Annotated in this window: 13 protein-coding genes; 7 read left to right on the plus strand and 6 right to left on the minus strand. The window is 61.5% G+C overall.

Translation table 11 applies throughout. From position 1 onward, the window contains the following. From E5X88_RS25400 to fae, 5 genes are all read left to right on the plus strand, one after another. Nucleotides 1-1,022 (plus strand): ATP-grasp domain-containing protein (locus E5X88_RS25400; protein WP_292166158.1); only part of this gene is annotated, 1,022 nt, incomplete at its 5' end. Next, entirely contained in the window at nt 1,019-1,975 is a 957-nt protein-coding gene (gene mch / locus E5X88_RS25405) for a methenyltetrahydromethanopterin cyclohydrolase (RefSeq protein ID WP_292166160.1), read from the plus strand. The genes E5X88_RS25400 and mch, both read left to right, overlap by 4 nt. Nucleotides 1,976-1,978: 3 nt before the next feature. Continuing rightward, a complete protein-coding gene (locus E5X88_RS25410; protein ID WP_292166161.1) occupies nt 1,979-2,923 on the plus strand; it encodes a RimK family alpha-L-glutamate ligase in 945 nt (314 codons plus the stop codon). A gap of 63 nt (nt 2,924-2,986) precedes the next feature. Continuing rightward, nucleotides 2,987-3,793: a triphosphoribosyl-dephospho-CoA synthase gene (locus E5X88_RS25415; RefSeq protein ID WP_292166163.1), complete on the plus strand. Its 807-nt coding sequence runs from the start codon at nt 2,987-2,989 to the stop codon at nt 3,791-3,793. A 166-nt stretch (nt 3,794-3,959) separates the two neighbouring features. Continuing rightward, nucleotides 3,960-4,466 (plus strand): formaldehyde-activating enzyme, encoded by a 507-nt coding sequence (gene fae, locus E5X88_RS25420; protein ID WP_292166164.1) that lies wholly within the window; start codon nt 3,960-3,962, stop codon nt 4,464-4,466. A gap of 238 nt (nt 4,467-4,704) precedes the next feature. On the opposite strand, the gene E5X88_RS25425 is transcribed toward fae, so the two are convergent. After that, nucleotides 4,705-5,403, minus strand: a complete 699-nt coding sequence (locus tag E5X88_RS25425; RefSeq protein ID WP_292166166.1) for a HisA/HisF-related TIM barrel protein — start codon at nt 5,401-5,403, stop codon at nt 4,705-4,707. A gap of 45 nt (nt 5,404-5,448) precedes the next feature. On the opposite strand from E5X88_RS25425, the gene E5X88_RS25430 reads away from it, so the two are divergent. Further along, nucleotides 5,449-6,483 (plus strand): hydantoinase/oxoprolinase family protein, encoded by a 1,035-nt coding sequence (locus E5X88_RS25430; RefSeq protein WP_292166167.1) that lies wholly within the window; start codon nt 5,449-5,451, stop codon nt 6,481-6,483. A 294-nt stretch (nt 6,484-6,777) separates the two neighbouring features. Further along, a complete protein-coding gene (locus tag E5X88_RS25435; protein ID WP_292166168.1) occupies nt 6,778-7,383 on the plus strand; it encodes a sce7726 family protein in 606 nt (201 codons plus the stop codon). Here E5X88_RS25435 and E5X88_RS25440 read toward each other — a convergent pair. The 5 genes from E5X88_RS25440 to E5X88_RS25460 all read right to left on the minus strand — a co-directional run bounded on the left by E5X88_RS25440 (nt 7,337) and on the right by E5X88_RS25460 (nt 11,580). Next, complete coding sequence (locus E5X88_RS25440; protein WP_292166169.1) at nt 7,337-8,422, minus strand: beta family protein; 1,086 nt, start codon at nt 8,420-8,422, stop codon at nt 7,337-7,339. The two genes, E5X88_RS25435 and E5X88_RS25440, sit on opposite strands and share 47 nt — an antisense overlap. After that, entirely contained in the window at nt 8,409-9,686 is a 1,278-nt protein-coding gene (locus E5X88_RS25445; protein ID WP_292166170.1) for an XRE family transcriptional regulator, read from the minus strand. The genes E5X88_RS25440 and E5X88_RS25445 overlap by 14 nt, the downstream gene beginning before the upstream one ends. Continuing rightward, on the minus strand, nt 9,683-10,162 hold the full coding sequence (locus tag E5X88_RS25450; protein ID WP_292166171.1) for a hypothetical protein: 480 nt from the start codon (nt 10,160-10,162) through the stop codon (nt 9,683-9,685). The genes E5X88_RS25445 and E5X88_RS25450 overlap by 4 nt, the downstream gene beginning before the upstream one ends. A 322-nt stretch (nt 10,163-10,484) precedes the next feature. Further along, nucleotides 10,485-11,012 (minus strand): hypothetical protein, encoded by a 528-nt coding sequence (locus E5X88_RS25455; RefSeq protein ID WP_292166172.1) that lies wholly within the window; start codon nt 11,010-11,012, stop codon nt 10,485-10,487. Next, nucleotides 11,005-11,580 (minus strand): hypothetical protein, encoded by a 576-nt coding sequence (locus E5X88_RS25460; protein WP_292166174.1) that lies wholly within the window; start codon nt 11,578-11,580, stop codon nt 11,005-11,007. The genes E5X88_RS25455 and E5X88_RS25460 overlap by 8 nt, the downstream gene beginning before the upstream one ends. Nucleotides 11,581-11,652 lie beyond the last annotated feature (72 nt).

Genomic DNA, 11,652 nt, shown 5'->3' on the forward strand with positions numbered 1-11,652 from the left:
GTCAATTGCCGAAGCGTCTCGATGATGCGCTCGCAGAACGCGCGACGATGCTGCCGGGCGACCTGCAAAGCGGCGTCGACGGCGAGCGCATCATCGAGACGCTTCGGCAATTGACTGGAGACGACCAACCGGTCGCCATCATCCTGGGCTCGGGCTTCGAGCGGATGACGGAAACCGTCGACGAGATCGCGCGCCATTTTCCGCTCGCCGGCAACAGCGGCGCTGCGATCCGCAGGATCAAGGACCCGCAATTGCTGGCCGCCGATTGCGCCGAACTCGGCATCCCGCATCCGGAATTCCAATGGGACCGGCCGCCTGATCCGGAAAACTGGGTGGTCAAGACCGCGGGCGGCGCCGGCGGCGGGCACATCAGACGGGCCGCCGGAGAAACCCCGGCCACCGGTCGCTATTTCCAGCGTTTCATTGCCGGCCGCAGCATCTCGGCCCTGTTCGTCGGCGACGGCCAGACCGCTGATATCGTCGGCTTCAGCCAGCAATGGACGTCCCCTGCTCCGGCAGCGCCCTATCGCTACGGCGGCGCCGTGCGGTTGAGACGCTTCGACCGCAGGCAGGCGGCGATGATAGGCGGCTGGCTTTCAGGTCTGGCGCACCGCGCCGGCCTGGTTGGACTGTGCAGCGCCGATCTCATTCGCGGACCGGATGGCTACACGCTCATCGAGATCAATCCGCGGCCAGGCGCCACGCTCGACATTTTCGACGATGGCGACGCGCCACTGATCGAAGCGCATCTGCGCGCTGCGACAGGCAGGACTTACCGCTTGCCGCGCTTCGTCGACTCGATGGCTTCGATGGTGACCTACGCCGCGACCCCGATCGCCCACTTTCCATCGATTGCCTGGCCTGAATGGACTGCCGACCATCAGTCGCCCGGCACCCGTCTGATTGCTGGCGACCCTGTCTGCACCGTCTTCGCGCGTGGTCCGAGCGCCGATTTGACGAGGCGGCTCATCAAGGGACAGGCCAGCCGATTGCAGCACCAATGGGAAGGAGACCGGACATGAAAGATGGTTCGGCATTCCTCAACGACAATGCGCAGCGCATCGTCGACGGCATGATCGGCGACGCCGAACGTCTGCGTATCGCCGTTTCCAGGGGGCCATTGGGCGAGTGCCTGATCGATGCCGGCGCCAAGGCCGCCGGCGGCGTCGAGGCGGGGCTGCGCATGGCGGAAGCCGCGATGGGCGGTCTCGCCAGTATTTCGGTGTTCATGGACCGCGCCTCGCAGAAATGGCCGTTCACCGTCGAAGTGCGGTCTTCGCAGCCGGTGCTTGCCTGCCTGGGCAGCCAGTATGCGGGCTGGAATCTGTCGAGCCAGGGTTATTTCGCCATGGGATCGGGACCGGCACGGGCGCTCGCCCGCGTCGAACCGCTGTTCGAAGCACTTTCCTATCGCGACACGGCATCATCTGCCGTGCTTATCCTGGAGACGGCCGAACCGCCGCCCCGAGCGATCGTCGAGAAAGTCGGCAAGGCGACCGGACTGCCAACCGAACAGCTCACCTTCCTCTATGCGCCGACACAAAGCCTTGCGGGCAGCGTGCAGATCGTTGCGCGCTCGCTCGAGGTTGCCTTGCACAAGGCCAACGATCTCAAATTTCCGCTGGAGAACATTGTCGACGGCATTGGCGCAGCACCCATCCCCGCCCCTCATCCGGATTTTCTCACCGCCATGGGCAGAACCAACGACGCCATCATCTATGGCGGCAGCGTCCAGCTCTTCGTAAAAGGCTCGTCGAAAGAGGCCGGGGAGCTCGCGGAGCGACTGCCGAGCCGCGCCTCGCGGGACCACGGCCATCCCTTCGCCGAGATATTCAAGCGATTCAAGGGTGATTTTTACGCCATCGATCCGCTGCTGTTCAGCCCGGCCGAAGTGATCGTGACGGCGATCGAAACCGGCGATACGTTTCGCAGCGGCGAGCGTGATCTGCGGATGCTCGAACGGAGCCTCGGTTAGATCATGATCCCCCGCATCCTGATCGCCAGCGACAATTCGGACGCCCGCTCCAAAGGCCTGGCGGTAAGGCTGGAGCGGCGGGGCGCCGTGGTCGCAACCGTGCCGCTGGCGGCGATCGCGTTCGACACCGGCAGCCCGAGCGGACTTTCGATTCCCGGCTTCGACAGCACGCTGCCCGACGCCGTGCTCGTCCGTTCGATCGCCGCCGGATCGTTTGAAGCGGTCACCCGGCGCCTCGGCGTGCTTCATGCATTCGGCAAGCTTTCCATTCCGGTGTGGAATTCCGCACAGGCGATAGAACGCTGCGTCGACAAGTCGATGACGACGTTCCTCCTGAAGAATGCCGGCCTGCCGACGCCGCCGACATTCGCGGTCGAGGGACGTGCCATGGCCGAAGCGGTCGCCGAACGCGAACTGCCGTTCACGCCGCTGGTGCTGAAGCCGCTTTTCGGCGCGCAGGGCCGAGGCATCAGGCTGATCGAAAAACTGTCCGATCTCCCCGTCGAGGACGAGGTGAACGGCGTCTATTATCTCCAGCATTACGTGCCGCGTCCTGGCCCTCCCTTCCGCGACTTTCGCGTTTTCGTCTGCGCCGGCGAGGTCCTGGCGATGATGAGCCGCCGTGGCGACGACTGGATCACCAACGTCAATCGCGGGGCGGTGCCTGAGCTGGTTTCGGGGCATGGCGAAACCCAGTTGGCGGCGCTGGCAAGGGCCGCCGCCGCGGCTCTCGGCGCGGATTTCGCCGGCGTCGATATCGTGCCGGCGGCCGACGGCAAGCTGTTCGTGCTGGAGGTCAACAGCATGCCCGCCTGGTCCGGGCTCCAATCGGTCGTCGCGGTGAACATCGCCGATGCGATCGCCGACGCCCTGCTGAAATTCCTGGCCGATCGCGCCGAGGCAGCGGCGGCGCGCCCCTACCGTCTCACCGCGCCGGCGAATTCGTGACGAGCCGCTAGCATGGCGCTTTCGCGAGAACGCCTCCGGGCAGCCTACCAGGATGCTTGCCGGATGGAGATCGAGGCGCTGAAACCGGGCAACGTCCATTTGTTCGCCGACGGGCACGGCATGTCCGCCGCCCAGTTCATGACGAGTGCGCAGGTTTCGTCCGGACCGCTGACCGATCCTCGCCTGCCGGTCGGACAGCGCATTCTGGAAGCGGTCCGCGCGACACGCCTGGCGGTCGCGACCAATACCAATCTCGGTATCATCCTCCTGTCGGGGCCTTTGATATGCGCCGCCGAAATGATGGGCGCCCGACTGCACGACAATCGACTGCACGACAATCTCGACGCGGTGCTGCGCGCGATGAGCATGGACGATACCAGGGCGGTGTTCGAGGCGATCGTCGCGGCCGCGCCAGGCGGCCTCGGAGAGGCCGCGAACGATGTGCGGCAGGAGCCGAAGGTTCATCTGCTCGAAGCGATGCGGGAGGCGGCCGACCGCGACATGATCGCCCGCCAGTACGTTACCTGTTTCGGCGACGTGTTCGGCGTCGGCCTTGCGGCTCTGGAAGCAGCGTTGGCCCGCGGCGAAGGCGGCATGTGGCCGACGGTATTCGCCTATATGGCGTTTCTCGCGGGCTTCCCCGACAGTCATGTGGTGCGCAACCACGGAGCTGAAGCCGCAAATCAGGCGCGGCAGGATGCCCTTGCCGTTCAGGCGGCGCTCCATGCCAACGACGACGAGGCGGCACGCATTCATCTGCTCATGGGGTTCGACCGCCGACTGAAGGCGGACAACATCAATCCCGGCACCTCGGCCGACCTGACCGTGGCTACTCTTTTAGTCCACCTCCTCGGCGTTCGCCTTGCATAATCGCAGCGTTGGTGGTTGACTTCTAGAGGTGGAAGCTGTGCTTCCGCGGCTATCCAGCCAACCGGTCCGGACGTCCGGGCGCTGCCAACAAGGATAGCTGTCCATCGAGCGCTCGCTCGGTTGCGGCGTCTTTGGACACCATAATTGTGTCTTGGAGGAAATTGGCATGGCAAAAATCTCGAAAGTAATGGTCGGTGAATCGCTGGTAGGAGACGGCAACGAAGTGGCGCATGTCGACCTGCTCATCGGCCCACGGGGGAGCGCGGTCGAAACGGCATTCTGCAACGCGCTTACCAACAACAAGGACGGCTTCACCTCCCTTTTGGCGGTGATCGCGCCCAATCTTCAGTGCAAGCCCAACACCATTCTGTTCAACAAGGTCACGATCAAGGGCGCCAAGCAGGCCGTGCAGATGTTCGGTCCGGCCCAGCATGCGGTTGCACTGGCCGTGCAGGAAAGCGTCGCCGAGGGGATCATTCCTGCCGACGAGGCGGACGATGTGTTCATCTGCGTCGGCGTTTTCATCCATTGGGACGCGGCGGACGACGCCAAGATCCAGAAATACAATTACGAAGCGACGAAGGAAGCCATTCAGCGCGCGGTCTCGGGAACGCCGACGGCTGCCGAAGCCACGGCTAAGCGGGACCAGGTGAAGCATCCGTTCGCGGCTTAGACAAGAGACAGCCCCGCACAGGCAAAACCCTCGGCGGAGCCGGAGGGTCTGTTGCGCCGCCTGAAAAAGCTTCTGGGCCTTTAGAGCATCGGATCCCAAAAGCCTGCCCTCGGGTTCCGACCCGGGGGTGGGAACCGGTTCGGGAATCCTATGCTTTAACAAAGCGATAGAGCGGCGACATGATTCAATTTGAGAGTCGCCGCCCTAAACCAACGTCCAGTTTCCGGGGGGTCGAATGTCAGGTGCCAAGCGATGCGAGGTACCGTGGCGTGAGCGTGCCGTCATGCAGCGAGGTCGCGACCAACGCCGCGGCGATGCCGAGCGACGAAAGGGCGCGAATGTCAGCCTCGTTGCGCACCCCGCCGGCCGCGATCACGGAGCGGCTTCCAGCCTTCGCCTTGATCGCCTCGAGCCGCGTGAAATCGGGACCGGAGGCGGAGCCGACCTTGGCCAGTGTCATGACGATCACCTTTTGCGGCCAAAGCTCCGGCTCGTCGAGAAATGATGGTGGACCGCGAAACCCGTCGTCGAAGAAATCCAGCGACAGGATAAGGTCCGGATGATCGCAAAAACGCCGGAAAAGCGCGTCGTCCTGCTGCGATTCGGAACCCAGGACCGGGTAAAGCCAGGGTTCGGCAAGTGCCGCCGAAAGTGTCTTCTCGTCGGCGATGCCGGCATCGACCCAAAGCTCCGGCGGCTCCGCCATCGCCTGCAGTCGGGCAAGCGCACCACTGTTCGGCGTTCCGCCTTCGATGGCATCCAGATCGGCGATGTAGAAGGTCGGGAAAGGGTAAAGCCCGCGCAGGCCTTCGGCGACCGCGACGACATCGGAACTTTGGCTGAGCGGCGTAACGATCGGCCTGTAGCGATCGCGTTTTCCTTGGCAGGCGCGGACCACCTCGCCGCCTTTCAGGTCGAGAACCGGAATGATACGCAACGCTTTTCTCGCTAACCAACTGTCCCTGTCATGAAAGCTTGAAGTGTGGAAAAAAGAAAGAGCATCATTGCCGGCTTCGATATTGGCGGCGCGCATCTGAAGGTGACGCGTGCGCAAGACGGCCGCATCGTCGAGGCGGTAACGATCGCCACGCCGCTTTGGCTAGGACTGGATAATCTGACCTCGGCATTCGACGAAGCGGCTCCGATTTACGCTGGCGCCGATCTCAACGCATTCACCATGACCGGCGAGCTGGCGGACATCTTTCCGTCCCGCGATGCCGGCGTCGCGGCTCTGCTGGACGAGATTTCGACCCGTTTCCCGGGCGAAAAGTTGATCTATGCCGGGCGGTCCGGCTTTGTCGGGGTCGAGCAGGCAGCGCGGCTGAGCACCGATGTGGCCTCCGCCAACTGGCACGCAACGGCGTCGTTGGTGGCGAAACGTGCCAGCGATGCGCTGTTCGTCGATATCGGCTCCACCACCACCGACATCATCGCCATCAGGAATGGCGCCGTCGCCAATGATGGCTACACCGATGCCGAACGGCTTCTGAGCGGCGAACTGGTCTATACCGGCTTCACCAGGACGTTCCTGTTCGGTGTGGCCTCGTCGGCCCCCGTCCGTGGCAGGCTGACACCGCTGATGAACGAGTATTTCGCCTCGATCGCCGACGCGCACCGTATCCTGGGGGTGCTCGACGAAAGGGACGACAGGCACTCTTCCGCCGACGGCAAGGAAAAGACTGTCGATGGCTCGATCGCGCGGCTGGCGCGCATGATCGGGCGCGATGCCGCCGACCTGACACCGCCGGAGTGGCGTGAGGTCGCGCGCTGGTTCAGCGAGCAGCAATTGCGCAAAATCCACGACGCGGCGTCGCTGGTCGCCGGGCCGCTCGCCCGGGATGTCCCGATCGTCGGCGCCGGAACCGGCCGCTGGCAGATCAGGCGGCTGGCCGAACGCATGGAACGCCGCTTCGTCGACTTCGCCGAGATCATCCCCGCAGATGACGCCGTTCGCGACGAAGCGAGCAGCGCGGCACCTGCATCGGCGGTGGCGCTGTTGGCGGGGTGTCGTTTGTAGGTTCATGGCCATCCGATCAATCGGGGAGATGAGATACTGTCCCTGGAATTGGCCCGACTTGAAACCCGTACCAGCGCATCCAAAACCGGACCGCGCGCAAGGTCGCAACAGGATGGAAGGTTCGGCACCCGCTCGGCGCATGTCCGGTTCGCGCCCATTTCGGTCGTTCTGGGCCGGCTTCTCAACGACTAGGAGCGGACATCGCCGGCGACACGCTTGAAAAATGTCAGGTGAGTCAGAATGCCACCTTGGCTTCGAGCAGAACCTCCGGCAAACATAAGCAAGAGGGTAACGATGCCGGCCATGACGAAGTTGGAAACGACAGACGCAGACATTCGCTCTGCGCTACACGCCAAACGATTGCGGCACGCGAAATCTCATCCCAATACGCTCGTGATCGACGAGCTTGGCCTCGCGCACGCCCGAAGCCGTATCGACGTCGCCGTCATCAATGGCTGCATCCACGGCTACGAAATCAAGAGCGCCAAGGACAACCTGGACCGGTTCGCGACGCAGATCGAAATCTACCGCCAGACACTACAAAAGCTCACACTTGTCGCCGCGCCGAAGCACGTCGCAAGCATCATGAGTCACGCTCCCGAATGGTGCGGCGTGATCGTGGCCGAGCAGGGACCAAGAGGCGGTATCAGCTTCCATGTGTTGCGAAACGTCACCGCCAATCCCGACATCGATCCGGTCATGATGGCGCATCTTCTCTGGCGCAATGAAGTCATCGAACTCCTGAGCCAGGCCGGATATGCGCCGAAAGACCTCCGGCGGCCGAGAAGGCAGCTTTACGAGATGCTGTGCGAAGCAATGAGCTTGCGTGAGATCACCGCGTCCATCCGCGCCTTCATGGTGCAGCGCCAAGCGTGGCGAGATCGTCCAGCACACGCGTGATGTGGTGGTTGATCGCCACCTCCTTCCACCGCGTCTGATTGCTCGGTCCTTCCTTATGAACCGCGCATTTTGCGATGTATTCATCGCCGCTTGAATAGCCGGCACCATCGAACTTTCCTGATGCTACGATTGACGCACAGTGACCATGCATCTGTGCACGATTGTCATTGAATGCCCCACCCTTGCGCACCTCCCAAGCCGCCGGCGTCGTGTAGACGAGCTTGCCGGCCGCCTTGATCATACGCATATCCAACGCTTTGAATTCTGGATGGACGATCGTGTAATCCCCGTAGTTCAGCTGCCGCATGCCGGCTGGCATATTGCCGAGCAGCGCCTGATAAAAGAGCCAATCGTGGCGCGGGAGTTGGTCCGCGCCCTTGGCAACGTCCTTGAATGTCTCCGGAATCGCCGTGCCGATGACGACGAAATTGCGGAAGGCATGCAGGTCGCCAAGCTTTTGCATGGCCGCAATGAGCGCGCCTGCAAAAGCATTGTAGGGCTCAAAATTCGGCGCGCCGAGATCGATAACGAGATCAACTTCGTCGAGCGATATACCGAGCGCCGTGGTCAAAGCCTCGATACGCGTGCGCGCATCCGGCTTCATTAGGTCCTCCAGCCGAACCGCGATGGCCGCTCCAAGGCCATCGGTCGCAACGATCCCTGCAACCGATGCGACCGTGAGTGGGGAGGCATCGAGAGGAACAGCGGGCATCGCGTTTGCCTGGAATGCTCGCAGGGCTTCGAACACGTATGTGAAGATGTCGCGGCCGTCCCCCATTGGGTTGCCGGAAATACTGGGATGCACGCCGACCCACGCTGGCCGCTGCCCCCACTTGGCCTTGAAGCGGGCGGCAAACGGATGGACGTGCTCCTGAACCGTCTTCTTCGGCTGCCACAACTCGAAATCGAATTCGACTTCCGGAATGGTGACATAGGGAACGATGCGGTCCTTGGCGGCGGCGGCAAGGCGGGCAAGCGCCTGATATTCGCCCTGACGCCACCGCAGCGCCGGAACATACATATCCTTAGTCAAGATCATCGCTCGCCTCCTCTAGCTGCGAGCGCACCTGATCCCGACCTACCAGATCGTTCAGGATGGTATAGTTGCCGCGCTCCTTCCTGATGCGCCCCGCGATAATGCTCGGATCGATGCCGATCGTCTCCGCGTCGATCTTCACCGCCTCTTCCGAGAGGGCGAAGCGGGACAGGCACTGATCCCACAATGCTTCCGGTATCAGAGCGTCGAGCGCGAATTTGTCAGCCTCCGCCTCGATAGCATCACCGTCATTGCCGCCTTCCTCGTCGAAGAAGTCGAAGCGCAAACCGTCGAAGAGATGCAGGAAGACGTGACCGAGCTCGTGCATCAGCACGAACCAAAAATTGTCCAGCCGGTCGTATCGCAACGTAAGGCCCACAACCGGCGTATCGCCGTCAGTAAACATGGCTGCGCCGTCGAGATACGATCCCGAGAGGTGCCGTTCGACGATAAGCACGATGCCCTTGTCAGCCAACAGATCGCGGGCACGCTTCGGTCCGTCCTTCCGTTTCGTGAGATGCACCAACTCTGGCAGCCACCGGTCATCGAGTTCGAAGGTTCCGATCTCTTCTGCTTCAATCTTGCTACGCGCCCGCTCTAGAATGCGCGCCTGCCACGCGAGTAGGGCGTATTCGTTCGGCACGTTCCCGCTGCGCATCTTCTTGCGGTGAAACGCCGTGGCAAATTGCGGTCCGGCCGCGTGCAGGAAATATTCCTTCACGCGCTCAATCGGGTTTGCGCCACGCGGCAGATCAAACCACTTGCGCTTGATCATCTCTTTGTAGGGGAGCTGACCCCAGACGATATCGTCGGCATCGCCCCACGCGAACACCGATCCGCCGGCCTGCTTCGGTCCCTCAAAACTTCCTGACGCCTTCACACCGAGCGCCTTCGAAATCTCGATCAGCCGACCAAGGCTTGCGCCCATGTAGTCGGTCGCCTCGTAGCGCTGCACCTGTTGAGGCTTCATGCCAAGTTTTTCGGCGAGGTCCGTCTGACTCATGCCGGAGGCAATTCGCGCCTGCACCAGCACGCGCGGCAATTCTTCTAGCGCATAGGTTTTCGAGAACGAGGCCTGGCCGGATTTCAACAGATCGTATTCGGCAAGCTCGGCCTCGATATCGGCGATTTGGCTTTTGAGCCCATCGATCTCCGCCTGCTTGAGCCACACCTGATCCGATGTGCGCGCCTTCGCAGCAGCAAGCGCGTCTTGCAACTTCGCTAGTTGCGCACTCGATACGCCATACTGTTTGTCGCTGTAAATCATGGCTGCACCTTCCCGGAGAGAAGTGGATCGGCCGAAAGCGGAATGGAGATGATCCCTTTCTGTTTTCCTGTGAAACGATCCAGTTGGAAAAAATCGACGAATGCCTGCCCGACATCCACGCACATCATCGAAGACGGAAAGAACTCGCCCTTGAATGCCGCTTTCTGCGCTGCCCGACCGTTCGCAAACTCCAGGAACACTGGATCGAGCTTGGCCGGATCGACCCCGGTAGGGTCCCAGCATGCATCGAAGTCGCCAGGCCTCGGCTTGCCGGTCACATAGCTGCCGTCGAGATAGATCGCCGGACATCCAGCCAATCGCAGCTTGCCAGAGGCGAGAACGAGGCCCTCGAAAAGCTCACGCCGCCAAGCATTCGTTGCGAAAGCAGTCGCCACATCTTCCAAACTCGCCGCGTGCGCCCCAGGGGGCAGAACGGTCCACGGGGAGCCGGGCAACATGACGAGGGCAGGAATCATTTTTACAACAATAATGTTGTAAATACTAAAAGGCAAGTGCGGGAGGGTTTGGCACCTGATCGCCGCCGGATGCCGCTTGGGAGCCCAGATGGAACGCTAGAAAGAAGATTCCTCGTTGAACCGGCAGCGAATGCCTTCGGAAGGATTGGGTAGGCGCCCTTGGCATGCGCCAAATGTCCGCTGTCGCTCCTCGCTGCCACCAAGCCGCCCGTCCGCCTGCGGCCCCTGACTGGTCGCTCAGCTTGGTCCGCCTGAGTGATCGCTTCCGGCAAGTTTTATCCGATGGCGATCGGCGATCTTGTCTGATGGCCTAATATCCCGATCAGGAAGAGAAACCGAAGCGGCGCAATAGGTCATCTGAACATGGGGTGATACGGTCCATTGAATCACCGACGGCATTGTTGCCGAGGGCGTGTCGTCCATTTGGACCGTCGCAGACAAAACGCTTGCCACCAGGTAGCGCACAAACAGCGTCGCTCTTTCGGACAAGCACGAGCCCGCCGGCCTCCCAACTCCGCCAATTCAGACAGCCGGGTATCCTGTTTGCCAACGCCCTCGGCAGTTCCGAGCGAACGGCATTGAGAGGTTGATTGTCGCAGATCGTCAAAGAATCTGCGCCATTCGTCAGCCCGACACCATCCATTTGACGTTTGGCGATGTCGGCGAGCTTCCCTTGTAGACAGCCTTGAACATCATTGAAGTCGATGGTCAGCCTTTGAGGAGCTGAGAAATGGCTTCTGAACCAAAAGGTGATTGCGCTACCGATGTCCCCTAGGGGGCCACCCGCAATACCTGCAAGGATGAACAAGATCACGCCTGCAATAGTCAGTTGACGCCACCACTTACGCATTTGGCGCGACCATGAACACGAAGCTGACGTTGCCGATCTGGAATGACATACGCAGCCACCCTGTGACATTGCCGACGCGGCAGGAAAAGGCCCCTTCGTCGATACCTGTGAAGAATTCCTTCTTTTCCTGGTATCGAATGAATCCTTGGACGCATGCGGAGGTTAGCTTATCGAAGGCCTTCATCAAGGCAGGGAGCTCGGCCCGTGCCTGATTCAGAAATTCAATGTTTGCCGGGACGGCACTGCTCAGAACTGATTCCTCGGCCTGGCGCTGCAGAAATGCCGTCATGCCCTCGGGGTCGTTCTGAAGCTGCACAAGTTCGTTGATAATTGTCTGGTGTCGGTTATCGCCCTCGATCGCCTGAACGGTGATATCGCACCATTGCAGATCAGGGTCCTCGGTAGACCAGCAGGCGGTCGCATTCCTGACGGACGCGCCATTGTTGAGCGCGTCCTCTCGCGTGAGGTCGCAGGTGCACTTTTCATGTGTGGGGCCGGCAGCCATGGACGGGATCGGCCCCGATGAAACAGCGATGGCGAACATCGCGGCGGCAACAAATCTCACCATGAATCCCACCCTCAAAACCCGAAGGCACAATAGCATGAGGATGCCGGAGGCGAAAACCAGGGTGCTGTCGGC

It is taken from the genome of Mesorhizobium sp. (assembly GCF_004962245.1).
Classification (GTDB): Bacteria; Pseudomonadota; Alphaproteobacteria; order Rhizobiales; family Rhizobiaceae; genus Mesorhizobium.